The sequence below is a fragment of the Plantactinospora sp. A48 genome (genome assembly GCF_055793945.1).
Genome location: NZ_JBTIXF010000013.1, coordinates 1 through 24322, shown reverse-complemented (window position 1 = coordinate 24322; position 24322 = coordinate 1). Strand labels below are relative to the sequence as shown.

18 protein-coding genes and 1 CRISPR repeat array are annotated in these 24322 nt (G+C 71.0%); of the genes, 4 read left to right on the top strand and 14 right to left on the bottom strand.

The genetic code is table 11. The annotated features are described in order from the left end of the window. Positions 1 to 16: 16 nt before the first annotated feature. From ACXN5W_RS09745 to ACXN5W_RS09735, 3 genes are read right to left on the bottom strand one after another with little or no spacing between them, the layout of a single operon-like run. Positions 17 to 1801, bottom strand: a complete 1785-nt coding sequence (locus tag ACXN5W_RS09745; RefSeq protein WP_473157863.1) for an ABC transporter permease — start codon at positions 1799 to 1801, stop codon at positions 17 to 19. Position 1802: 1 nt separating this feature from the next. Further along, a complete protein-coding gene (locus ACXN5W_RS09740) occupies positions 1803 to 2591 on the bottom strand; it encodes an ABC transporter ATP-binding protein (RefSeq protein ID WP_473157862.1) in 789 nt (262 codons plus the stop codon). Further along, positions 2540 to 3064: a PadR family transcriptional regulator gene (locus ACXN5W_RS09735; RefSeq protein ID WP_473157861.1), complete on the bottom strand. Its 525-nt coding sequence runs from the start codon at positions 3062 to 3064 to the stop codon at positions 2540 to 2542. Before ACXN5W_RS09735 ends, ACXN5W_RS09740 begins: the two co-directional genes overlap by 52 nt. A gap of 238 nt (positions 3065 to 3302) precedes the next feature. Here ACXN5W_RS09735 and ACXN5W_RS09730 point away from each other — a divergent pair, with 238 nt between their 5' ends. Then, complete coding sequence (locus ACXN5W_RS09730; RefSeq protein WP_473157860.1) at positions 3303 to 4499, top strand: cellulose binding domain-containing protein; 1197 nt, start codon at positions 3303 to 3305, stop codon at positions 4497 to 4499. 106 nt (positions 4500 to 4605) lie between these two features. Here ACXN5W_RS09730 and ACXN5W_RS09725 read toward each other — a convergent pair whose 3' ends face one another. From ACXN5W_RS09725 to ACXN5W_RS09700, 6 genes are all read right to left on the bottom strand, one after another. Next, positions 4606 to 5466, bottom strand: coding sequence for a hypothetical protein (locus tag ACXN5W_RS09725; protein ID WP_473157859.1), 861 nt, complete (start codon positions 5464 to 5466; stop codon positions 4606 to 4608). A 133-nt stretch (positions 5467 to 5599) separates the two neighbouring features. Beyond that, positions 5600 to 6481 (bottom strand): hypothetical protein, encoded by an 882-nt coding sequence (locus tag ACXN5W_RS09720; protein WP_473157858.1) that lies wholly within the window; start codon positions 6479 to 6481, stop codon positions 5600 to 5602. Beyond that, positions 6478 to 6948: a hypothetical protein gene (locus ACXN5W_RS09715; protein ID WP_473157857.1), complete on the bottom strand. Its 471-nt coding sequence runs from the start codon at positions 6946 to 6948 to the stop codon at positions 6478 to 6480. Before ACXN5W_RS09715 ends, ACXN5W_RS09720 begins: the two co-directional genes overlap by 4 nt. A 14-nt stretch (positions 6949 to 6962) precedes the next feature. Continuing rightward, a complete protein-coding gene (locus tag ACXN5W_RS09710) occupies positions 6963 to 9830 on the bottom strand; it encodes a M48 family metalloprotease (RefSeq protein WP_473157856.1) in 2868 nt (955 codons plus the stop codon). Between the two features lie 139 nt (positions 9831 to 9969). Further along, a complete protein-coding gene (locus ACXN5W_RS09705; protein ID WP_473157855.1) occupies positions 9970 to 11298 on the bottom strand; it encodes a restriction endonuclease in 1329 nt (442 codons plus the stop codon). Positions 11299 to 11647: 349 nt separating this feature from the next. Next, on the bottom strand, positions 11648 to 14101 hold the full coding sequence (locus ACXN5W_RS09700; protein WP_473157854.1) for a non-reducing end alpha-L-arabinofuranosidase family hydrolase: 2454 nt from the start codon (positions 14099 to 14101) through the stop codon (positions 11648 to 11650). Between the two features lie 468 nt (positions 14102 to 14569). On the opposite strand from ACXN5W_RS09700, the gene ACXN5W_RS09695 reads away from it, so the two are divergent. Continuing rightward, positions 14570 to 16045: a glycosyltransferase family 39 protein gene (locus ACXN5W_RS09695; protein WP_473157853.1), complete on the top strand. Its 1476-nt coding sequence runs from the start codon at positions 14570 to 14572 to the stop codon at positions 16043 to 16045. Between the two features lies 1 nt (position 16046). Here ACXN5W_RS09695 and ACXN5W_RS09690 read toward each other — a convergent pair whose 3' ends face one another. From ACXN5W_RS09690 to map, 4 genes are all read right to left on the bottom strand, one after another. Continuing rightward, the gene (locus ACXN5W_RS09690; protein ID WP_473157852.1) at positions 16047 to 16727 is read right to left on the bottom strand and encodes an adenylate kinase; all 681 of its coding nucleotides are present in this window, start codon (positions 16725 to 16727) and stop codon (positions 16047 to 16049) included. After that, positions 16712 to 18481, bottom strand: coding sequence for a SulP family inorganic anion transporter (locus tag ACXN5W_RS09685; RefSeq protein WP_473157851.1), 1770 nt, complete (start codon positions 18479 to 18481; stop codon positions 16712 to 16714). Before ACXN5W_RS09685 ends, ACXN5W_RS09690 begins: the two co-directional genes overlap by 16 nt. Continuing rightward, a complete protein-coding gene (locus ACXN5W_RS09680) occupies positions 18478 to 18816 on the bottom strand; it encodes an ArsR/SmtB family transcription factor (protein WP_473157850.1) in 339 nt (112 codons plus the stop codon). Before ACXN5W_RS09680 ends, ACXN5W_RS09685 begins: the two co-directional genes overlap by 4 nt. Positions 18817 to 18972: 156 nt before the next feature. Then, positions 18973 to 19791, bottom strand: a complete 819-nt coding sequence (gene map, locus ACXN5W_RS09675) for a type I methionyl aminopeptidase (RefSeq protein ID WP_473157849.1) — start codon at positions 19789 to 19791, stop codon at positions 18973 to 18975. Positions 19792 to 19927: 136 nt separating this feature from the next. Here map and ACXN5W_RS09670 point away from each other — a divergent pair, with 136 nt between their 5' ends. Continuing rightward, on the top strand, positions 19928 to 20194 hold the full coding sequence (locus ACXN5W_RS09670; protein WP_473157848.1) for a helix-turn-helix domain-containing protein: 267 nt from the start codon (positions 19928 to 19930) through the stop codon (positions 20192 to 20194). Positions 20195 to 20507: 313 nt separating this feature from the next. After that, positions 20508 to 21449: a CRISPR direct-repeat array (repeat unit 29 nt; unit sequence GGATCACCCCCGCGTACGCGGGGAGCACG). Between the two features lie 347 nt (positions 21450 to 21796). Here the strand turns inward: ACXN5W_RS09670 and ACXN5W_RS09665 are convergent. After that, a complete protein-coding gene (locus tag ACXN5W_RS09665) occupies positions 21797 to 23902 on the bottom strand; it encodes an HsdM family class I SAM-dependent methyltransferase (protein WP_473157847.1) in 2106 nt (701 codons plus the stop codon). A gap of 101 nt (positions 23903 to 24003) precedes the next feature. Here ACXN5W_RS09665 and ACXN5W_RS09660 point away from each other — a divergent pair, with 101 nt between their 5' ends. Continuing rightward, positions 24004 to 24186: a hypothetical protein gene (locus tag ACXN5W_RS09660; protein ID WP_473157846.1), complete on the top strand. Its 183-nt coding sequence runs from the start codon at positions 24004 to 24006 to the stop codon at positions 24184 to 24186. Positions 24187 to 24322: the final 136 nt, after the last annotated feature.

Sequence of the window (24322 nt, the reverse complement as noted above, 5' to 3'; positions counted from 1 at the left end):
GTTCCCGGGCGTGCGGTCAGGTTGGTGCGGACCTGAACGCGTCCGCGACCGGGTGCCGGGCGGCGGCCAGCGCGGGGACGGTGGTGAGCACGGCCACGACGAGCAGGACACCGAGTGCCGCGCCGGCCAGCCAGGTGGCGGGGGCGTACCGGTCGCCGTCGAAGAGGAGATAGAGCCCCACGCCGAAGGGGACGCCGGCGGCGACGCCGGGCACCGCGGGAAGCAGTTGCGCCACCGTCAAACCGATGGCGGCCTGCCCGGGTGTCGCGCCGAGCGCGCGGGTGACCGCCAGGGGTCGCCGGTTGTCGAGGACCGCGGTCCAGGCGCTCACGACGGTGTTGCAGAGCGCGAGGAGGCACGCGATCCCGGCGACGAGGAACATGGCGTGGAGCTGCCGCTCGTTGCGGGCGTCGGGGAGGGTCGAGTAACCGAGCTTCAGCGGGTCGGGGGCCTGGGCCAGGTTCGTGAGTACGGCGGCGAGCGCGGCCGTGGTGATCATGGCGTTCGTAGCGACGAGTCGGGCTCGGCGGGGTCGTCGTGCGTTGATGCGGACACCGATCAGCAGGGCGGTGGGCAGCCGACGGGACAACCGGATCACCCACCCCCTGCGGCGCGGTGAGGTCGGAGCGTCCGCCAGGGCGTGGATGGTGCTGGTGGTGGCGGTCCGCACCACGGGTATCAGGGTGGCCGCGACGGCGATCGTGAGGGCGAGCGTGGTCGCGGCGGCCACCACGCGCAGCGGCGGGTGGCCGCCGAGGGAGCCGACGAATCCAACACTCGGGCGGAACAGTCTGGGCGCGGCGAACCAGCCGGCGGCCAGCCCCAGGCCGGCGGCCACGGCGCCGGTCACGAGGTACTCGACGAGGTTGAGGACGGCGACCATGCCCGGACCGGCACCGACGGCCTTGAACAACCCCACCCGGCGGCGTTGGGCGATGACCCGACCCGCCACGATGCCGGCGACGCCGACCACGGCGAGGACCGCGAGGAGCCAACTGCCGATGGTCAGGGTTTCCTGTGCCGCCCCGGTCAGTTTGTTGTCGGTCATCGCCAGCTCCTGCCAGGTGCGGATCCGCCCACCACGGAAAGCGTCGGAACCGGTTGACGTGCTCCGGAACGCCGCACCCGCGTCCGGATCGGCCAGCCTCAACTTCAGGGCGTACGCCAGCTCCTGCTCGCCGGCAAGCGCGGCGATGTCACCGCGGTCGACCCAGATCAGGCCGCCCTTCTCGACCAGGTAACCGCCCGGGGCATGCCAACCGACCGACGGGAAGACGGGCCTGGCGGCGGTGACCGCGAGCCCGATCACCCGCAACGGATGCCCGGCGACGCTCACCGGGTCACCGGTGTGCATGCCGAGCGCGTCGGCGAAGGTGCGCTCGACGACCACGCCGCCGGGGTGGACCCAGGTGCCGTCGGTGACCGCCGGCCGGTCGACCGCGGCCGGCGTGCCGTCCCGGCCCTCGACGACGACCCGGACGGTCGTGTCGTGGGCCGTCAGCGCCAGGTAGGCGACCGGGAAGGGTCCGCTGTGGCCGGTGACGCCGGGTGCGGTGGCGACCGGGTCCAGCGCGGCCAGTGCGCTGGGCCCGGTCGCTCCCGGCTCCACGACCAGGTCCGGTCCCGCGGTGACAGCGCGGGTCCGCTGGTACGGGTCGGTGACCATCACGTTCAGCGTCAGCCCGAGGGACAGTGTCGCGGTCGCGGCGGTCATGGCGATCAGCAGCAGGACGGACTCGGCCGGGTGCCGACGCAGATCGCGGGTCAGGAGTCGGCACACGAGCAGTAGCCGGCCGGTCATGTCAGCGCCGCCCGTCGTAGCGGGTTCCGGCGCCGGCCCGGTCAGCGACAGCGGTCAGGTGGGTGTCGTCGGCGAAGGTTCCGTCGCGCATCGCGATGACCCGGTCGGCGATCGCGGCGATGCGGGCGTCGTGCGTGACCGTGACAAGGGTCTGTCCGGTGGCGCGAAGGTCCTCGAACAGCCGTAGGACGTCGAGGGTGGCGGCGCTGTCGAGGTTGCCGGTGGGCTCGTCGGCCAGTACGACCAGCGGCTCGTTGCTCAACGCCCGGGCGATGGCGACCCGCTGCCGCTGGCCGCCGGACAGTGCCGACGGCAGGTGGTTGGCCCGGTCCGCGAGACCGACCCGGTCCAGCAGGTGCAGGGCGCGGCGGCGGGCCCGACCGGGTGACCGACCGGCCAGCAGCGCGGCCAGTTCGACGTTCTCCACCGCGGTCAGCTCATCCATCAGGTGGAACGCCTGGAACACGAACCCGACCCCGTCGCGCCGCAGCCGGGCCAGGGCCCGTTCGCGCATCGAGTCGATCCGCTGCCCGGCCAACCACACCTGCCCAGCGGTGGGGCGTTGCAGCCCGCCGAGCAGGTGCAGCAGGGTCGACTTGCCGCAGCCGCTCGGTCCCATGATCGCCACGGCCTGCCCGGCCGGCACGTCCAGGTCGACCTCGTCGACGGCGCGTACCAACGCCTGCTCGTCGCCGTACCGCATGCTCAGCCGGGAGGCCCGCAACACCGTCGATCCGGTCACGACCCCGCCTTCCGCCCGGTCCACATCCGTTCGCACGCCTCCAGCCATTCCAGGTCGGCCCGCAACCGCAGGACGACCCCCTCCAGCAACAACCCGGCGACCGGATCCACCGCCCGGTCCAGCGCCGACCGTTGGGCGTCGCGCAACCGGCGCAGCACCTCGCGTCGCTGCGCGTCGACCAGCGCCACCGGGTCGGCCAGCCGGGCGGAGGCGGCGGCCACCAGCTTCAGGTGAAACTCCATCAGGTCCGGCTTCGGCCAGCTCACCTCCGCCAACCAGCCGGTGACCCGCTGCTGCCCGGCGGGGGTGAGGGCGTAGACCCGCCGATCGGGCCGGTCCGGCAGGCCGTCGGCCCGCTCCGAGGTCACCAGTCCGGCCCTTGCCAGCCGGGCCAGCGTCACGTAGACCTGCCCGGCGTTCATCGTCGCGCCGAGCGGGCCGAGGGCGGCCCGCATCCTGCTGCGCAGCTCGTACCCGTAGGCCGGCTCCTTGGCCAGCATGGCCAGCACCACGTCCTGCACCCGGTCGCACCCCCTCGAACAGACCGCTAATAGATAACGGCTAGCTATCCCGGTGTCAAATCCCGCCGGCCCGGTGTTCGGGCTCGTTCGGGCTCGTTCGGGGTCGTTCGGGAATCTGGATCCGAAAGCCGGCTGAGGCGAGGCTTGATCCGTTGCGCCAGGACAGGAGCGGCGACGGCGGTGACACCGGTGTCCAGTGCGCGCTTTCCCTGTCCGGCATTTAGGTAAGGGGGAAACCTTGAGGTTTCACTTTGGCCTGACCAAGGGCCTGGCCGTCGTCTGCGGTGCGGTCACCGTAGTCGCCGGTCTCTCCATCCCGGCCCAGGCGGCGACGCCGAGCGGTGCCGGGCAGCCGGCGGCGATCGCGGCGCCACACCCGCAGCCGCCGGTCAACGCCCAACCGGCGTCCGCGAAGCGACCCGGTCCGCAGTCGACACCACAGCCACTGCCGAGCTGGACGGGCAACCCGGCCCCTTACAACCACCCGGATTACGGCTTCCACATCAACGCGGGCGTCACCGGCGCCCGGGCCAGGAACAGCATCAACCCCGGCTACTCCACGGGAGACTTCATCTACGCTCCCACCCTCTATCCGGGTAGCAACTCCTGCATCGAGCTGTACCCCCAGTACCACAACGCCATCCTGGAAATCATCGTCTGGGACTGGTGCGACGTAAACCCCCGGGGGCACTGGGTGGCCGACGTCGACGCCACCTTCAAGTCGAAGTACGTGACCAACTCCGCGTACGACTTCCAGATCCTCAAGACGAACGCCGCGACGAACGAGTGGACCGCGTCGGTGTACAACGTCACCACCTCGACCTGGGACGTCCTCTACACGACCCACGGTTACAACGGCGGTGACGGGTACGGCTGGGCGATCTTCGAGGGGTACACCGCCTGGAACCCGGTCACCACCGTCGGTGACTACTGCACGAAGAGCCGCGGGCACGTGTGGAAGGCCAGCGGCATCCAGTTGCAGATCGGCGGCTCCTGGGTGAACCTCGGCCCGTCGAACTCCAGCTTCCAGGGCCTGAACACCCCGGACGACGGGTACGGCTGCCCGTCGGTCACCGCCGTCCGGGACGCGGCCAACGGCTACACGGTGACCAACCCGACGCTCTCCTGCAAGGTCACCTACTCGGCGAGCAGCTGGTCGAACGGCTTCACCGCCAGCCTGACCCTGAAGAACACCGGTACGACGGCCATCAACAAGTGGACGCTCAACTGGGACTTCCCGGGCAACCAGACGATCACCACCCCCTGGAACGGGACCGCGACCCAGACCGGGCAACACGTCGCGTTCAACAACGACGCGAACAACGCCGTCATCAACCCCGGCTCGACCGTGAGCTTCGGCTTCCAGGCCAGCTACACCGGCACCAACACCAACCCGACCGCGTTCACCCTGACCAACGGCTCACCCTGCACCTGAGCCAGCAGCTCTCCCCGCACCCTGAGCCCAGCGGTTCACTCTGCACCTGGGCCGACCGACCCGCCGCCCCCGCCGTCCTCAACCGGCGGGGGCGGCGCCGGTTTGGTCAGCCCGTCCAGCGCAGCTTGGAAACCTCCCGCTTGAACTGCCCCAGCGGGGTGGCGCCACCCTCGGCCGGGATCAGCTGGAGCGAATAGGTCACCTGCCGGGCCTCCCAGCTCAGCACCCAGAAGGTCTTCGGGCCGCCGCTGACGACGCCGCGGCGGGAGCCGACCGTCAGGGTGCTGACGGCGACGGGCCGCCGCACCGTCGCGGTGGGTTGGGCGGACAGCAGCAACGAACTCCCGCCGGATCCGTTGTACCCCTGGTTCCAGCCGTCACCGCCGGCCATGACGTGCGACTGGAGCGGACTCCACCGCTTGTCCCCGCGCAGGTCGGGCAGCTCCCGCTCGAAGTAGACCGGTCGTGGCCGCGCGTCGGCGGCGTCCCGCAGGCTCCGCGTTCCCAGCGGTCCGTGCAGCGCCACGACCAGCGGAACGGCGGACCCGATCCGCCCGCATTCGGCTGCGTCCACCGCACGGCCGGTCACCGTGATGGTGACCTCCCGGTCGCCGTGCTCCGTACCAGCGGCCTGCGCCTCGGCGAGTTCCGCGCACCGTCGGTCCGGGCCGGCGTAAACCGTGACCGTCCGGTCGTCCCGGGCGACCAGCGCCGACTGCCAGGGCAGCGGGTGCGGGGCATCCGGCGTTGCCAGGGCCGAGGCCGCCGGTGCCGACGCGGCCGGCGCCGGCGGTGCCGGCCGGTCCGGGGACCGTCGGACCAGCACGCCGAGGGCGGCGAGCAGCACGACCACCGCCACGACCGCACCGACCAGGCCCCAACGCCGGGTTCCCGGACCACCCTCCCGGGTACCGGTGTCCGGTTTCCGGACGAGGACCAATCCATGGGCCACCGCAGAAAGACGCACGGGACGAGTATGCCGGCCCGCGCCCGGTACCCGCCCGCCCGCGACAGTTCGTCCACTCCGGACCCGGTGATCCGCCCGTCGACCCGTCCGCCGGCCGACCCGTCCGCCCCGGAGTCGGGCCCGTTCGCGACGACTACGCCGGGAGCACGGATCTGAACGCGTCGTACAGCGAGCGGGCCAGGGTGGCGGGCACGTTCCCGCCCCGGGCACTGTCCAGGTGGATGACCCGGAAACCCTCCGTGTCGTAGAGCGTGCCGCCGCCATCGAGCAGGCGACGCTGCTCCTCGGCGGTCAGGTTCCGGCCCGGGTTGGCGATCAGCCAGCGCAGGTCCCGGTTCTTGGCGAACGCCTCGCGGATGCCGGCCGGGGTGTACTGGTCGGTGCCGCCGACCGGATTGGGCGCGGAGTACGGGTACACGTGAAGGATGTTCTTCCCGTCCGCGGCCCTGAGCAGCGGCGATTCGGTGACCAGGCGGGCGTACGCCGGTCGCGACAGCACCGTCTTCAGCATGGTGAGCAGGAAGCCGGCCTGCCGGCTGCTGATCTGGCTCTTCACCGTGTTGTCGTCCGGGATCAGCCGGCCGAACGGCTCCCGCGCGCCCGGCAGTGGCGTGGTGTCGAGGCTCTCCGTGTTGTCCACCAGCGGATCCAGCACGTATTCCTGGCCGACCAGTGAGCGGGGGAGCGCGGGCAGGATGTCGGGATGGCCGTTGGTGACGGCCCAGTCGAGGAACCTCGCCAACTCGGTACGCATCGCCACCACGGCCCGGGCCCGACCCGGGTCGTCGTTCCAGTGGACGCTGTTCGCGGGCGTGAACCGGAAGCCACCGGGGTAGCCGGCGAGCCGGTCGAGCAGGTCGTCCGGGGCGGCCGAGCCGCCGGAGGAGCCGCCCAGGGTGGGTACGGTCGGCCCGGCCGGCCGCTCAGTGCTGTCGTGACCGCAGCCGGTCAACCAGCCGGCCGCTGCGGCACCGGCCAGTCCGAGTACGAAGCGTCGAGTGGTCCGGTGGCTCATGTGCGATTCCTCGTCTGGCGGCGGATCAGGGCGGCGTAGGTGGCGTCGGCGAGCAGCGTGGCGCGTTCCCGGGAGAGCCCGACGGCTGGTCCGTGCGCGAGGATCGCCGCGCGGACGGCGTCGGCGTCCTCGATGACCTCGCGTGGGATGACCGGATCGGTACGCCGTGGGCGCCGCCGGATCAGGCGCCGGAGCCGTCGCCAGCCGTACTCCGCGACCGGCGCCATCAGCTGGCTGACGGTCCCGGTGAGCACCGGGTAGGCCAGGAGGGTCAGCAGATCCGGCTCCAGACCGGCGCCGATCGCCCCACCCCGCCAGCGCACCGGTGCTCCGGTGGCGGACGGCGGCAACGGTTCCAGCTCGCCGGCCAGCCAGGCGGCGGTCACCTGCGGCAACAGGTCCAGCTCCTGCGGCGCGGCGGTCGCGACCACCTCCCGCACCAGCTCGCTGAGGCGCAGCTCTTCCACGGTCGGTCTCCTGTTCAGCTTTCCAGGGCACGGACGATCAGCCGGGCGGCGACGACGGCGTACCCGTCGAGCAGGGCGAGTTCGTCCGCGTCGAGCTGGTCGCGGTACGGCCGGGCGTACTCGACGCGTACCACCGCCAGGTTGTGACCCACCGCGACCAGGAGGTTGACCGCGGCGCCGGCCGCCGGCAGCCCCAGCACCGTGGAGGACTCACTGACCCGGGTACGGGCGTTCGGGTACGGCAGTTCCGACGAGGACGGCAGCGCTTCGATCGACAGGTGGGACAGCCGGTCGTCGGTGAGGTCGGCCGGCACGGACCAGTGTGGACAGGCGCGGACCGATTCGGCGGTCCCGGCGAGGACCGCCGGCCCGGCCGAGGTCGCGGGATAGGAGACGAGGCTCATCCGGAGCGTGGCACCCAGCGGTGGGAACGTGGCGGCCGGGATGGCGAGGACGATGGTTCCGGCGGCCGTCGGGGCGCGGTCCCGCTCGGCGCGACGCCCGGCGGCGAACAGCTCCGCGCAGGCGGGTGGCTGGACCCCGGACGCCTCCTCGGGTGTCTCCCCGGGTCCGTCCCGGGAGGTCGCCCACTCCGCCGGCAGCCCGCGCCGGGCGGTGGTCAGCACCGTGTCGACGGCCTGACCGGTCAGCGACCGACCCGGATCGGCGTTGGTGCGTGCGCGGTCGCCTCCGGGGTCGCCCGGCCGGACCCGGGCGTTGGCCAGTCGCGGCCAGTCGCCAACCGCACCCGTCACCGGTTCGCTCCAGCCGAGACCGACCACGCAGGCGACCGCGATCGTCCCGGCGACGGTGCCGACGAGGGCGGCCCGGACCCCTCCGCGGGACCGGGCGGCGCTGTTGCGCAGCGGAGCGAGATCGTGGGCGAGTACCGCCGCCGGGAAGGTGAGTACGACAAGCGCACCGAAGAGCCAGCCTGGCCGGTACAGGAAGTTGAGCAGGTGCGTACCGCTACGACCGGCGCCGACGACCGCGTCCCGGGCGAACTGGGCCGCCCCGCACAACGCCACCGTCGCCGCGCCGGCCAGCCACGCCGTCGCGGCGCCGCCGTCGGGCCCGCGCATACCCCGGCGGAGCAGCACGACGAGCGTGACCAGCCAGCCGGTGCCGGCACAGATCCACCACCTGTCGAGCAGCAGAAGGAAGCGGGAGCTGTCGTCGCCCGCCCGGCCGGCGAGCAGTTGGGTCACCACGGCGCAGGCGATCGTCCCGGCGCCGCCGGCGACCAGCACGAGCAGCACAAGCCACCGGTTCGGGCGGAACCGCCGGAGGCCGGTCGGGATCCGCCCGGTGACCAGCACCGCGCCCGCGACGAGCAGCGGGACCGGCAGCCATCGCTGGTACCCGCTGGACGGGGTCACGAACAGGGCGCGGTCGATGGCCACGCTGTGCCAGGACCAGTGCGCGATGATCAGCAGGTCCACCGTCCACAGAACGGCGGCGAGCAGTGCCGCCAGAGCCAGCACGGAGAGCGCCCCGGCGGCGCGGCGCAGGCCGCGCGGTGTGCCGGCGACCGCCTCGGCCAGGCCCGCGCCGAACGCGCTCACGCCGGTCACGGCCACCGCCGTGCCGATGATCGCCGCCGGCCGGAACCCCGCCATGAACACGCCAGCGACGGACGTGGATTCGCCCAACGTCGGCAGGTGACAGCCGGCGGTCAGGCCGGCGCTCGCCCCCAGCACCCGGGCCCACCACCGGCCGGGGGTGAGCGCCGGCCTCGCCGCCCAGCCGGGCACGACCATCGCCGCCCAGCACAGCGCGGCCAGGCCGATGGCCAGGTCCCGGCCGTCGACCCCGCCGGGCAGCCGGTCCAGGCGCAGACTCAGGAGATGGCCCGTCTGGTATCCGGTCATCGCCAGCAGCCCGGTCACCGCCGCGACCGCCGCCCCGCCCTCCCAGCGTTCGTCCCGGTCGAGCGCCCGCACCCGGTCGCCGGCCGCGGGATGGGTGGCGAGCAGCCTGGCCAGCCGCGACGGCGAGCGGTGCGTGACCCGGTCGCGGCCGGTGGCGTCGGCGAGCGCCGTCCGCAGGTCACCCACGGCCACCGCGAAGCGGTCCGCCGCGTGTTCCCGGCGGCGCAGCACCGCCGTGCGGAGCAGGAGCGTCGCCACGGCCAGGACGGCGGTGACGGCCAGCCAGATCGCGTACCGGCCGCCCACGACCGATGGCCGCAGCAGCGCCGGTGCCATGCTGAGCGCCAGCACCGGAAGCAGGATCCACCCGGTCCACCAGGTGGCCGCCGCCCAGGAGACGTCACGGGCGCGTACGTGCGCCAACTCGTGCAGGGTCACCAGGTCGAGCTGTTCGCGGGGGCCGTAGGCGTAACCGACCGGCACGACGACCAGGGGCCGGCGCAGCGGCACGGCCGTCGTGTACGCCTCCAGGTCCGCCCGGCCGACCGGGGCCACGACCAGCCGTGGGCGACGCCGTCCGGTCAGTCCGAGCGCCTGGCACCAGGAGTCGAACGCCGCCGACACCACCGCGGTCGCGCCGTCCCCCGGTGGTCGCCGCCGCACCCGTCGGCCCAGTCGCCAGCGCAGCCACAGACCGGCAACGACCAGGCAGGCGCCGGCGAGCAGCGGCACCGCGACCGCGCCCACCACCATCGCCGCCTGGCGGGCCGCATCGAAGCCGGCGGCGCAGCGGTCGTAGACGTCGTCCCGGCCGAGCAGCCGCGCGGTCTGCCCGCCATCGGGCGGAAGACCGTTGAGGGCGGCGCAGGCCTGTACGTCACCCCACTGGCCGAGGTCGTTCGCGACGAACGCCGCCTGGCCGGCGCAGACACCGGTGCTGACCAGCACGAGCAGGACCAGCACATGCAGCCAGCGCAGCCCGGCGCCCGCGCGGGGCGTCGAGTCCAGCACGTTCCACCACCGACCTCGAGGCGCTGACGGCGACAGCGGCTGGTACGACGCCGAGCGGCGATCGTATGTGAATGGTCCCTGCGTACGCTGTCAGATTGCCGATCCGCGCCGTCAGGGACGACTGATCTCCGCCTGGAAGTCAGGCGTGGAGGATTTCGTCCGGCCGGCGGTAGGTCATCGCGGTGTCGTAGTCGGTGATGACAGATGCCAGTAGCGCGTCCAGGTCACCGTCGTGATCGGCCGCCGTCATCCGCAGCACTTGAGCTGCAAGGGTCCGCCCATCGACGAGAATCAGTGGATACTGGTCGTCGATCACCTCGATCTGCGCCTGCTTCGAGAACACTCCAGTGGTGACGAAGACTCCGATCCAGCCACGGCGCAGCCGCGCGACCACCCGGGCGACCTGGTCCGGGCTGATGGACGACCCGGGCTGGACACACTTCGCCTGACCCAGCACGACCAAGGGCGTGTTGTTCGCGGCCGTGCCGACATCGAGCCGGCCGACGAAATCCACCCCACCGTCGCCGCCGGGCCGGGTCAACCAACCATCGTGGTAGCGGGCTCCGGACCCACCCAGGATCTGAGCACTGACCCGGGCAGCGAGCAGCTCGAAGGCGTGTTTGCGCCCGTCGAAGAATCGGTAGAGCCGATGCAGCAGGTCGTCTTCGACCGACCCGGGAACGGGTAGTTGGTCTTCCGCGGTCCTGACACGGGAGGCAACCACTCGCCGACGCACTCGGGGAATCGCTGAGCGACCTTCGCGGACCCAGCGTAGCCATGAGGTCGGTGCGTATCGGGTGGCCTGTTCGGCGTCGAGCGCTGCGTCGCGTCGGTCGTCGATCCACCGCAGATCCAGGGCGTCGCCGGCATCGGCCAGGTTGATGACGGCGAGGTCCAATGCCAGATTGGGGAAACTGCGGCCGGTGTCCGGATCCCGCTGCACCACATGCTCGAGCCGTTCGATGATCGCCGCACCGCAGAATTCCACATGTCCCTTCACCAGGGTGCGACCGCCTCGCCTCACGGTCACAGACCGGTAGATCAGCAACGGTGGCGCTTGAAGTCGGCGGCGGGGGTCGGTTGCGGCATGCAGCGACCATGCATCGAGCAGGGCGCGATTGCCTGCGGTGGCGCCCGGCAAGCCAGGTGTGGTGGCCTTGTGATCCCCGTAGTAACGCACATGACCGTGATCGAGGTCGAACTCATCGTGCCAGGGATTGGTGGCGTGCCCAGCCTTCCAAGGGCTCGAACGCAGGCTGATCACCGGCCGACGAGGGCCGTCCGGCGCGGTGATCCCGGCCGCCGGGTTAATCCCGGCTTCGAGCATCAGCTTCGGGGTGTGGCCGGCCGCGGTTGGAGTGGTAACGAAGTGATAGTTGAGGTAACCGTCCAACTCCACCTCGATCCGGCTGGCATTCTGGGCGTACCGCAAGATTTCGAGCATTGGAATCTGACGCGGATGATCCACTCCCACATTGTGCCGGGCGAGCATTGTCCATCCCCACTCGCCTTGGCTCTGGTCGCCGATCGACGTCGGTGACCAGGGCGTCGGATCTGGGCACCCTCGACGAGGCTCGGACAGCCGCGGTACGGCTGGTCATCGATTGCGACAGGTGCCCGTGGTGCTGACCGCTGAACGGGCCGAGCGCTGGGAGCGCGCCGATGGATGCCTACGAACGGGAACGGGCGGGCTCGGTCTGGCCGAGCCCGCCCGTTCGGGGTCCATCCGTTTCCTGAGTGTGAGTCGTGGCAGCGGTTCACGCGGTCCGGCGTGCGCCGTTGTCGGACGTCAGGAACATCCGAACCTGGTCAATCCACTAACGCTGGAGCGTGAGCACGCCCGGCCGCCAGGGCAGCTGGTCGTACGGGCCGCCGGCGTTGGGCGCCTTGCCCTGGTAGAGCAGTTGCAGGTTGCAGGGGTCGACCGTGAAGGTCTGATCCGGGTTGGTACGGACCAGGTCACCGTGGCTGATGTCGTTGGTCCAGGTGGCCCCGCTGTTGGCCTTGCCGGCGAACGGGTTGCTCTCGCTGGCGGCGTTCGGGGTCCAGTTGCCGCTGAGGCTGCTGGCGGTGTACGAGCGGAAGTAGCGGCCCTGCGAGCCGATCGACTCGACGAGCATGAGGTACTGGCTCTGACCGGCCACCTTGTACACCTGAACGGCCTCGAACAGGTTGTTCGTGGAGTCGCTCATGATCGTGGTGTAGTTGGAGCCGAAGTTGCCGGGGAAGTTGCCGATCGGCATGCTGGCCCGGTAGATCTTGCCGTTGTCGCCGGCGAAGAACAGGTACATGTTCTGGTCGTCAGCGATCAGGGTCTGGTCGATGGGGCCGGTGCCGGAGCCGGAGATGCTGCCGGTGAACAGCGGCTGCGCCGCGGACCAGCCGTTGGGGTTGGTGGGGTCGCTGGAGGTCTTGTACATGAACGGCGACGGGCCCCACTGGTACGCGAGCACCCAGATGTTCTTCGGGGCGAAGTAGAACAACGTGGGCGCCACGGTGCCCTGCGACATCCCGGTCTGGGGGGCCGAGGCCATGTCCGACCAGTTGGTGAACGGGCTGAACGCCATCGACCCGTACCCCGAGCCGTTGACGTTGGACGCGTACACCAGGTGCTTGCCGTTGTAGACGACGTTGGTGAAGTCCTTCAGCGAAACCCAGCCGTTCGCCGGGTTGGCCAGCGAGCCCGTCGAGGTCCACCGGTACGACGACGGAAGCGAGCAGTTGCCGGGCGGGCTGGTCGGCGGGGCGCTGGTCGGCGGTGCGGACGTGGGGGCCATGGTCGTGGGCGGCGTGGAGCCACCGCTGAACTGGAACTGCTGGTTGGCCTGGCCGTGGCAGTCGTAGAGCTGGACCTGCTGGCCGTTGGCGGTGCCCCAGACGTCGAGGCAGCGGCCGGACTGTACGCCGCTGATGGTGCCGTTGGAGTTGATGTTCCACTGCTGGTTGGCGCCGCCGTTGCAGTCCCAGATGATGACGGCGGTGCCGTTGGCGGTGGCCGCACCGTTGGCGTCCAGGCACTTGGAGGTGCCGTACACGGCCAGCTGCCTGCTCGACGTGTACGTCCACTGCTGGTTCGACTGGCCGTTGCAGTCGTACAACTGCACCCGGGTCCCATTGGTCTGCGTCGAGTTGGGTACGTCGATGCAGCGACCGGACTGGACGCCGAGGATCCGGCCGGTGCCGCTACCCGGCGGTGGGGTGGTCGGTCCGGAGGTGGCCGTCGGCGAGGGGCCGCCGGTCGGCGAGTTGGTCGGGCCGGGTCCCGCCGCGTTGAGGGCGTTCAACACCGAGGTGTACGCGGCCTTCTTGTTACCCCCACCGTCGAACAACAGCGGGTTCTCCCCGGAACGCCAGGAGTCACTGTCCCGCACACCCCACACGGTGATACCGATACACCGCTGCACGTTCATACACGCCTGAGTCAGACCCGCATACTGCGTCGTGGAAGAGTTGGTGACGTCGACCTCCGTCAACGCCACATCCACCCCCAGAGCGGCGAAACTCGACAACGTCTGCTGGAAGTTGCCCGGCAGGGAGCTACCACCGGTGAAGTGCGTCTGGAAACCCACACAGTCAACCGGCACCCCCCGGGACTTGAAGTCCTGGATCATCCGGTAGACGCCCTGCGTCTTCGCGTAACTCCAGTTCTCGATGTTGTAGTCGTTGTAGCAGAGCTTCACCCCCGGATCAGCCGCCCGCGCGGTCCTGAACGCGACCTCGATCCAGTCGTTGCCGGTGCCCTGCAGGTTCGACTGCCGACGGCTACCGTCCTCGTTGAACGCCTCGTTCACCACATCCCACGCGGCCAGCTTGCCCTTGTAGTGCGCCATCACCCCGTTGATGTGGTTGATCATCGCACTACGCAGGGCGCTACCGGACAGACGTTGCATCCAACCCGGCTGCTGCCCGTGCCAGGCCAGAGTGTGACCCCGCACCTGCATCCCACGCTGCGTGGCCCAGTTGTAGATCTGATCCCCGGCGGAGAAGTTGAACTGGTTCTGGTTCGGCTCCGTCGCGTCCGGCTTCATCTCGTTCTCGGCGGTGACCATGTTGAACTCACGCGCCGCGATCGTCGTGTAGGTGGAGTCACCCAACCTGCTGCCGGCGATAGCCGTACCGAAATACCGACCCGACTGCGCCGCCGCGGCGCCCAGGGTGCTGGCCGCCTGGGCCATCCCGGGCACCACCAGCGCCGCGCCGGCCACGGCCAGCACGCTGGTGGCGGCCGCCAGCACCAACCGGTGGCGGCCATGTCTCCGTAGACGTTTCATGACACTCCTTCGCGGGCATCGGATGACGATGCGTGGGGGTGGGTGGAGACGCGGGCGGACCCGCGTACCCGGCGTGGGACTGCCACGGGCTCGGCTGCCACGGGCACGGCGATGCGCGGCGTCGGTGGTCCTGCTCTCACCATGCCTCGCTCCACGCCGGATCGGAGTCGACGGGCCGCGGCCATCCGCGCGGCACCCCATCGACTTCGAAATTTTCGAGAAACATATCGGTAACCGTTAGCCGGACGATACCGACCGCTCTGCGATCGGTCAATGTCGATGGCACCGGGTCTGCGACCGACTGCCGGGAATCCGGGCCGGCCTCCTGGTCGACCGGCGTTTCGGCTGGCAGCCGACGCCTCCCGGCCCGTCTCCGGGCCCGTCTCCCGGCCCGTCTCCCGGCCCGTCTCCGGGCCCGCCGGAGCGGGATGGGACCATTCGGTACCAGCGCCGAATGTGAGGGGACCGATGAGCCAGCCCGCCACCGACGACCGCCTTCCGGCGCTGGTCTGGGTCATCGCCGCCGCGTTCGTCACCATCGAGCTGGCATTCAGCGCCGGTTACGGCTTCCAGCAGGACGAGCTGTACTTCATCGAAGCGGGCCGCCACCTCGCGTTCGGCTACGTCGACCAGCCGCCGATCGCCCCGCTCCTGGCCCGGCTGGCCACGACGATCGGCGGCACCAACCCGACCGCCGTACGCACGCTGCCGGCGCTGGCGGGCGGCGCGATCATCGTGCTGGCCGCGCGGCAGGCCGCGATCTTCGGTGCCGGGCGGATCGGTCGGATCCTGGCCGCGCTCTGCCTGGCCGGCGCCCCGGTGCTGCTCGGCGCCGTACACATCGGCAACACCACGCCACCGGCGCTGCTGAGTTGGACGCTCGTGGTGCTGTGCGTGACCACCGCCATCGCCCGGGACCGGCCCCGGTGGTGGCTCGGCGCGGGCCTCGTCGCCGGCCTTGGCCTCCAGGTCAACAACCTGATCGCGCTGCTGCTGCTGACGCTCACGGTCGGCCTGCTCGTCACCCGCCGCCTCGACATCCTGGGCACCCGCTGGCCGTGGCTGGGCGCCGGGATCGCCGCGCTGATCTGGGCGCCGAACGTGGTGTGGCAGGCGACGCACGGCTGGCCCCAGTTCGCGATGGCCGCGTCGCTGCATCGGGAGAACACCTCGGTGGCCGCCTACCTGGGCGGGCTACCGGCGCAGCTCGTCTACGGCGGCCTCTGCACCGTCCCGGTGCTGATCGCCGGCGTCGTGCGACTGTGGCGTACGCCGGAACTGCGCTACCTCGCGATCACGGTCACCCTGGTGGCGGTGTACGTGCTGGCCTGGGTGCCGGGAAAGCCCTACTACACCTCCGGCCTGCTGCCGGCCGTACTCGCGGCGGGGTCGGTGGCGACCGAGCGCTGGTTCGCCCGGGGCCGACGACCGCTGGGACGCCGGGTCCTCGTCGTCGGCGCCATCCTGGTGGCGACCCTGGCCGTGCTGCCCTCGGTGCTACCGGTCTGGCCGGTACGTGACCTGCACGCCCACCCGGGCAGCGGCGACCTGGCCGACACCGTCGGCTGGCCGGAACTCGCCCGCCTCGTCGCCACCGAGAACGCCACGCTCGCCGCTTCCGGCACACCGCCAACGTCGATCTTCACCGGCAACTACGCCGAGGCGGCCACCCTCGACGTGCTCGGCCCGGCCGGACTACCACCGGTGCTGTCGGGACACAACGCGTACGGCATGTGGGGACCGGGTTCGGCGTCCGCCGACACGGTGCTCGCGGTGGACGCCGCCGACCGGCTCCGGCCGTACTTCGCGCGGTGCCGGACCGTGGGCACGTTCGTCGCGCCGTACGGGGTGGACAACGACTTCAACCATCTCGACCTGAGCCTCTGCACCGGCCCCACCACCGACTGGCCCGGGATCTGGCCCCACCTCACCCACGACGACTAGGTCAGGCCCCGCCACCCTGGGCCGCCGTCGCCGTGGTGGCTGAGCTGGCGACCCGGTGCGCGCGGTACGCGCCCCCGGTGCCGGCGAGGCTGATGTCGGGCAGGTCGAGTTGCCTGCGTGCCTGGTCGAGGCGGCGGATCGCGGCGTCGGTGACCTGCGACACCGGCTGGTCTCCGTCGATGGTGATCAGTATTTCGTGTTGGGCGTAGTAGGCCAGCAGTGGGCCAGCGGTCTCGTCGAACACGTCGAGCCGGTGACTGATGACCTGTTCGGTGTCGTCGGCACGGTCCTTCTGGGCGCCGCGGGTGAGCAGTCGGCCGATCAGTTGGGCCCGTCCGGCTTCGAGGTGGAGCGCGATCCGCACGGCGGCGCCGAAGGGCTCGGTGGCACGGTGGGCGGCTTCGGCCTGGGCGACGGTGCGCGGGAAGCCGTCGAGGACATAACCCCCGCGGCGGCTGGCGGCCTCGACGGGTTTGCGCAGGATGTCCAGGACGATGTGGTCGGGCACGAGGTCCCCGCGTCGCATGCACTGTTCGACGGCGCGGCCGACGGGGGTGCACTCGGCGACATGGCGGCGCAGCAGGTCGCCGCTGGAGATGTGCTCGATGCCGTAGTGGCCGGCGATGCGTACCGACTGGGTGCCCTTGCCGCAACCGGGCGGGCCGATCATGAGTACTCGCATGGCTGCTCTCCGTGGGTTCGGGGGGACGCGCCGACCTGCGCGGTGGTACGCGGGCGGGGGGCGTCGGCGGGGTCATGCGGGTGGGGCAGGGTGTGCATCAGGTGTGTCCGCGCGTATCTGATCGCGGTGGGGGTGTCGGGGAAGACCTGTCCGTCGCGGCGGAGCTGCTCGGCGACGCCGAGGGCGCTCAGGACCTGTTCGTGGTCGGGGGCGATGCCGGACAGCAGCACGGTGATGCCGCGTCGTTGCAGCCGGGTGATGGCGTCGCCGAGCACGCGCGCGCCGGTCGCGTCGATCGTGGACACGCGCGACATGCGCAGGATGACCACCCGTACGTCGGCGACCTCCGTCAGTTCGAGTAGGAAATGGTGGGCGGCGGCGAAGAACAGCGGCCCGTCGAGGCGGTACGCCACGATGTGCTCGGCGAGCAGTTGGTGTTCCTCGGCGGAGTGGTCGCCCGTTTCCAGCGGCACCTGCCGCAGTTGGGCGGTGCGGGCGACGGCGCGCAGGGCGAGGACGACGGCCACGCCGAGGCCGACGGCGACCGCGGTGACCAGGTCCATCGCGACGGTCACGGTGAAGGTCAGCGCGAGGACCAGGGCCTCACCGCGGCTGGAGCGTGCCAGGGCGAGCAGGGCGCTGGCCTCGACCATCCGTACGGTGGTGGCCAGCAGCACCCCGGCCAGTGCCGCGAGGGGGATTCGCCCGACCAGTGGCGCGGCCACCAGCACGATCACGGCCAGGGCGATCGCATGGGTCAGGGCGGCCAGTTTCGAGCCGGCGCCAGCTCGCACGTTGACCGCGGTGCGGGCGATCGCCGCCGTGGCGGGGATGCCGCCGAAGACCGGCACGACGAGGTTCGCCAGGCCCTGTCCGAACAGCTCGCGGTCCGGGTCGTGCTGCTCGTTGACGCTCATCCCGTCGGCCACGGTGGCCGACAGCAGGCTCTCCAGCGCGGCCAGCGCCGCGACGGCCAGCGTCGCGGGCAGCAGCGTGCCGACGGAGTGCAGGTCGAGGAAACCCAACGACGGGGTGGGCAGCCCGGCCGGCAACGCGCCGATGCGGGCCAGCGACAGGGGTGCCAGCTGGGCGAGGCCGGTGGCGGCGGCCACCGCGATCAGGGAGAACGGCAGGCCCGGGCGCCACCGGGCGCCGAGCAGCATCACCGCCGCCACCCCCAGCGCGACCGCGATCGGGGCGGGGTGTGGATCGGTGGCGAACCGGGCGGCGGCGTCGGCGGCCACCGCCCACACCTTCTCCCCGTGTGCGCCGGTGACGCCGAGCGCCGCCGGCACCTGCTGCAGGGCGATCACCACGGCGATGCCGGCGGTGAAGCCCTCGATCACCGGGGTCGGCAGGTAGCGCACGTAGCGGCCGAGGCGGGCGAGCGCCAAGCCGATCAACACGATCCCGGCCATGACACCGACCATCAGCACCCCGGTCGCGCCGAACCTGGCGATCACCGGCACCAGCACCACGGTCATCGCCCCGGTCGGTCCGGACACCTGCAGGTTCGACCCGCCGAAGATCGCCGCGACCGCGCCGGCGATCACGGCGGTGACCAGCCCCGCCTGGGCGCCGAGGCCGGAGGTGACCCCGAACGCCAGTGCCAACGGCAACGCCACCACCGCCACCGTCAACCCGGCCACCAGGTCCTGGCGTGGACTGCGGCGTACCGCCACCCAGTCCGCGCGCCGTGGTAGCAGCCCACCCAGCCGCACCACGGCGGTGCGCGCCGCGGTGGCAGCGCTCACTGGCCGCGCCCGTCGGCCTGGAGCTGCACCAACAACCCGCCCTGGCCGGCCAGCACCGAGCCGAGGATGCGGCGGCCGGCCGCCAGCAGGTCCGCCACGTCCGGCGTGCTCAACGCGTACCTCACCGACGTGCCCGCGCGGCTGGACTCCACCAGCCCCGCACGGCGTAACACCGCGAGCTGCTGCGACAGGTTCGACGCCTCCACGTCGATCTCCAGCAGCAGGTCACGTACCGGCTTCGGGCCGTCCTGCAACAACTCCAGCACCCGGATCCGCACGGGATGCCCCAACGTGCGGAACAACTCCGCCTTCGCCTGATACAGCGGCACCGGCACGCCATCACCATCCCGTTACGCTCACCGTCAGCCTTCGATGCAGACTTTATCAGTTGCGAAAGTCTTCAAGTAGTGGATACAGCGACCCGTCATGGACCACCCCCCACAGCCCGACTCCGGCTCCGGTGCTCGTGCCGGTGCTCGTGCCGTCGCTCGTCAGGACGTCGCGGCCGACTGCCGGCTTCGGTTGGCCGGCCCGGCGTCGGATCCGGGACGTCGGGTCAACACCTGCGGACCGGTCCTGGTGATCGCGACGGTGTGCTCGGAATGGGCCGTCCGCGACCCGTCCGCGGACCGGATCGTCCAGCCGTCCTTGTCGTACCTGATCCGGTCGGTGTCGCGGCAGAACCACGGCTCGATCGCGAGCGTCAGGCCGGGCCTGAGCCGCAGGCCCCGACCGGGGCGGCCATCATTGGGTACGTGCGGAGCCTCGTGCATGGTGCGACCGATGCCGTGCCCGCCGAACTCGTTGTTGACCCGGTAGCCGTACCGGTGGGCGACCTCGCCGATGGCGGCGGAGATGTCGCCGAGCTGATTGCCTGGCTGGGCGGCCTCGACGCCGGCCGCCAGCGCGACCTCGGTGGCCTCGATCAGCTTCAGGTCGGCCGGGTCGGGGGTGCCGACGACCACCGACAGCGCGGAGTCGGCGGCCCAGCCGTCGATCCCGACCGCCATGTCGACGCTCAGCAGGTCACCGTCGCGCAGGGCATAGTCGTGCGGCAGGCCGTGCAGCACGGCGTCGTTGACCGACAGGCACAGGACGTTGCGGAACGGACCACGGCCGAACGACGGCGTGTAGTCCCAGTAGCAGGACTCGGCGCCGCGCTCCTTGATCCGGCGGCGGGCGTGGTGTTCGAGGTCCATCAGGTTGACCCCGACGCCGGCGACCGCACGCAGCTCCGCCAGCAGCTCGCCGACGAACTGGCCGGTCACGGCCATCCGATCGATCTCCTCGGCGGACTTAAGCTCGATCACGATCAACCCTCCCGCTCCGTGGCGGTATATTTATACCACGCTGGATTGGTGCGTCCGGTCGGGCGGCGCGTCTGGCGGATGGCACGTCCAGCGGGTCGGCTTTGCCGCTCCGAACGGGCGGACCTATCCTGCTGGCATGGTTCGCCCACCGCTCACTCCGGAACAGATCGCCGCGGGGCAACGCCTCGGGGCGGCGCTCCGGGTCGCACGCGGTGGCCGCAGCCTGGCCGAGGTGGCCCTGGCGGCCGGCATCTCACCGGAGACGCTACGCAAGATCGAAGTGGGCCGGCTCCCGGCGCCCGCGTTCGGCACCGTCGTCTGCCTCAGCGAGGTCCTCGGCGTCGCGCTCAGCGACCTGGCCGAGGTGTGGCTCGCCGACCTGCGCCTCCGCCAAGCCTCCTGAACGGCGCCTCTCTCGAATCACCCGACCGGCCCTTGCTGGCCGTACGTATCTCTCGTCGTCGAACATATCCACCCGGACCATCCCCGCGTACGCGGGGAGCACCCGATCGCGCTGCTGTATGTCGCGTCGCTGCACGGATCACCCCCGCGCGGGGAGCAGCTTCAAGCCGCACTCTGTCCGATCCGCCGCCTCGGATCATCCCCGCGCACGCAGGAAGCAGACGATCGCGGCGTACGCCCACGGCTGGGCGGCGGGATCATCCCGCGTACGCGGGGAGCACGATGCGAGAGGCACCAGGTAGACGCCGGCCGCGGGATCACCCCCGCGTACGCGGGGAGCACCCCACACGCATTTGTCAGATCCACGACACAGGGATCACCCCCGCGTACGCGGGGAGCACTTCAAGATGATTGGTACGACTGTGGCCATGACCGGATCACCCCCGCGTACGCGGGGAGCACCTGACGGGCGCGATGGAGGCTGATCCGTCGTTCGGATCACCCCCGCGTACGCGGGGAGCACTGACTTCAAGCACGACCGGCGCCGGGGTGAATCGGATCACCCCCGCGTACGCGGGGAGCACGTGACGGAGATCCCGCCCATGACGAACGCGACGGGATCACCCCCGCGTACGCGGGGAGCACGCGCCGTTCCTGCATTACCTCCAGGGCCCGCAAGGATCACCCCCGCGTACGCGGGGAGCACGTGCTGACCGCTCAGATTGGCTCCCTGGAACGCGGATCACCCCCGCGTACGCGGGGAGCACGACCTGTGGCGCGACCACGCAGGCGACCTCCACGGATCACCCCCGCGTACGCGGGGAGCACCGGTTTGCCGCCAGGTACTCATCGGTCACGTCCGGATCACCCCCGCGTACGCGGGGAGCACAACCGGCGCTTGGCAGGAGCGCGGAAGTACGGCGGATCACCCCCGCGTACGCGGGGAGCACTTTCTGATCAGGGCAGACATGACTTTTTGTGGAGGATCACCCCCGCGTACGCGGGGAGCACGTACACGGTGTCGCCTACGTTTCTCAACATGTCGGATCACCCCCGCGTACGCGGGGAGCACGGAAGCTTTCAACGGTATCAATGACGCTGGCCAGGATCACCCCCGCGTACGCGGGGAGCACGACCCTGGTCCCAATTTCCCCCGGGCGTATCTGGGATCACCCCCGCGTACGCGGGGAGCACGGGCAGGGGGCCGAGCGCGTCGCGCGGAACGAGGGATCACCCCCGCGTACGCGGGGAGCACACTTGTTGACCTGGGGCGTCAAAGATCAACAATGCCGTTTTCGTTCACTTTAGATCGCTGACCCTCACTCTACGCGGGCCGACCGCGTCGTCCGAGCTGACGGCGGTTCGTCGCCTTGCTCTAGCCACCCGGCGCAGCTGGGTTGCTCACCGGCTCGCTGGGCCGACGGATCAGGGTCACTCCATCCAGGTTCACCGGCTGCCAGCGGTGGTCATGGACGGCAAACGATAGCCGCTGCTTCCGCCCGTGTCGGTGCGTCGGATCACCCCCACGTGGGCGGGAAGCGCACTGGCTGCCGGGCCGCGCCCCAATTCGCCACCGGATCATCCCCGCGTGCGCGGGGGGTGTCTAGGCTTCCGGCACCGCGGCGAGGGTTCCCCGGGCGAGGCCGTCGCCGATTTCGTGGGCGAGTGCCTCGCCGGCCGTCGCTGCATCGAGGAGCCGGGCCTGGAACTCGCTGAGCTGGCGGAAGGCGTGCCCGTAATTCTGCTGCTGGTCGAGCGGCAGCACGGGGATGGCGAGGCGCCGTACGTCGATGCGCCGGGTGCCGCTGCCGGCGCTGGAGGCCCGGCCGGCGACCCGGGTGTTGTCGGTGCGGGAGAGGACGCCGGCCACGAACCATGGGTCGAACTGGGCAGGGTCGACCCGTACCAGTTGTAGTCCGGGTCCCAGTTCGGCGCCGGTCTGCTCGGCGGTGGCGACTCGGGCGATGATTTCGCGGCCGGCGATCGGGATGAGGATGTCGCCGGGCTGCACACGGGGCGCGGGGTCGTCGTTCGTCGAGTGGCCGCCGGTGCCGCTGGCGGCTCGGCCGGCCAGGACGTCGGCGGGGGTGAGCACTGGGTCGCCGGGGGAGTCCGGGTCGGTACGGGTCCGGGGGAGTGGGCGCTGTTGGACGACGATGTGCCCGGCCCGGAGCAGGTCGGCCAGGCTGGCGTGCGGTGCCTCGCGCAGGGTTGCCGTCCGCGCCGCGCGTACGGCGGGCAGACTTCGGCGGGTCTGCTCAATGAGCTGCTCGAAGTCGCTGATCCGGGTAAGGGTCTGGGCTGGTTCCGGGGCGTGGTGGTCGGCTTGGGGAAGGTATCGCCACGGGGTCAGGTCGACCTGGCCGTCGAGGACCTGGATGGCGGGGATCACCCGGTAAATCTGCGAGGTGTCATCGTCCTGACCGGACTGGAAGGCCCGCCAGGCGCCGGCGATCACATCGCGTAGCGCGGTGTCGTCGGGTGCCGCGGTGGTGTCGACGAACAGCAGTCGGCCGTCGGGGTGCTGGTCGGGCTCGGGTTTGGTGAGGGCCCAGATGTGCAGGCTGATACCGGCGGGTGGCATCAGGCCGGCGGGTAGGGCGATGACAGCGCGCAGCGCGCCGTGCCGGACCAGCTCGGCCCGGATGCGTCGCCCCGCCGGACGTAGCGCGGCGGCGGGTGGCATGAGGACCGCGGCGGTGCCGCCGGTACGCAGATGCGCCAGCGCGTGCTGCACCCAGGCGAGTTCCGGCTCGGTACGTGGTGGCAGTCCGTAGACCCAACGCGGGTCGTAGGCGAGTTTGTCGTGGCCCCAGTCGTGGATGCCGAACGGAAAGTTGGCCACGACGACATCGGCGCGCAGTTCGGGGAAGGCGTCGTCGAGCAGGCTGTCGCCGACGTGCAGCACGGGCGGGGACGCTGGTTGCCCGGCCAGCTGGGCCCGCCGGTGTACGAACCACAGGCGCAGCAGGGCGATCAGGGCGTACTGCGGTTTGATCTCCTGCCCGCAGCAGTGGATCGCGGTGCCGTCCCGGAGCGCGCGGTCGGCGGCCATCCGCAGGATGGAGCCGGTGCCGCTGGTGAAGTCGAAGGTGACCGGGCCGGGGCCGGTGAGGGTGAGCATCGCCCCGGCGACGCTGTCCGGGGTGCTGGCCAGGCCGGACAGCGAGTAGGCCGAGGTGACGTACCGGTTGTGCAGGCGTTCGAAGGCGGTCTCCGGGTCGTGTTCCTGACCGAGCTGGTCGACGGCGCGCAACACGGTCGTGAGCTGGGGTGTCCATCTCTGGGGCAGGACCGCCTCGACCATGGTGGCCAGGTTGCGGTCGAGGGCGCGAAGCCGGGCGAGCAGCTGTTTCGGGGTCAGCAGGACATCGCGTCCGTCGTTCGACCGGTCCGTGGTGACGAGCAGGTGGGCTCCGCAGATGCCGAGGACCTCGTCGATCGCGGATGCTGGTTGGTAGTTCTCGATGTGCCGCCAGGTCACCTGTTCCGGGGTGGCCTGATGGAGCTTGCCCTGCTTGCGTAGCCATTCCTCGACCGCGTCCGCGTCGAAGTGCGGGCTGCTCGGGGTGCCGCCGACTGGTGCGGGGAAGTCGGCGTAGCGGCGGCGCCAGTTGCTGACCGCTGCCCTGCCGACGTTGGCCAGCCGCGCGATACCGCTCGCGGTCAGGGTGGGACCGCTGCCGGCCTGGTCCTGCGCTGTTGTCACGGGTGAACGCTAGCACAGCCGATTATCTTGTGAATAGACTTCACGGAGTTCGTGCTAGCATCGCCACGTCGTTCACAGCAGCACGCACTGGGGGGTTGACCATGGCACGACGCGGACGCAGCACGACGATCGGGAAGTTCGCCAAGACCTACCAGGACCGCCGGGTCTCCGAGATCCGCCGGTTTGGCGAACTGCTCCGTCGCGAGCAATGCGAACAGCACTCGGTCGCGGCTGCGGACAGTCGTGATCCCCGCGAGGCGCTGCCGGCACTGCCGGTGCGCTGAGCGGCCGCACGATCAACAACCGACAACAGAGATTGAAAGGCCAAGGTTCGAGCTATCTCGGTGGCTCGGGTTCGAGGGTCATGCCGGTGCTGGCGAAGAAGCCGGCGAGGAGATCGGTCTGTTGCTGACACGCGCG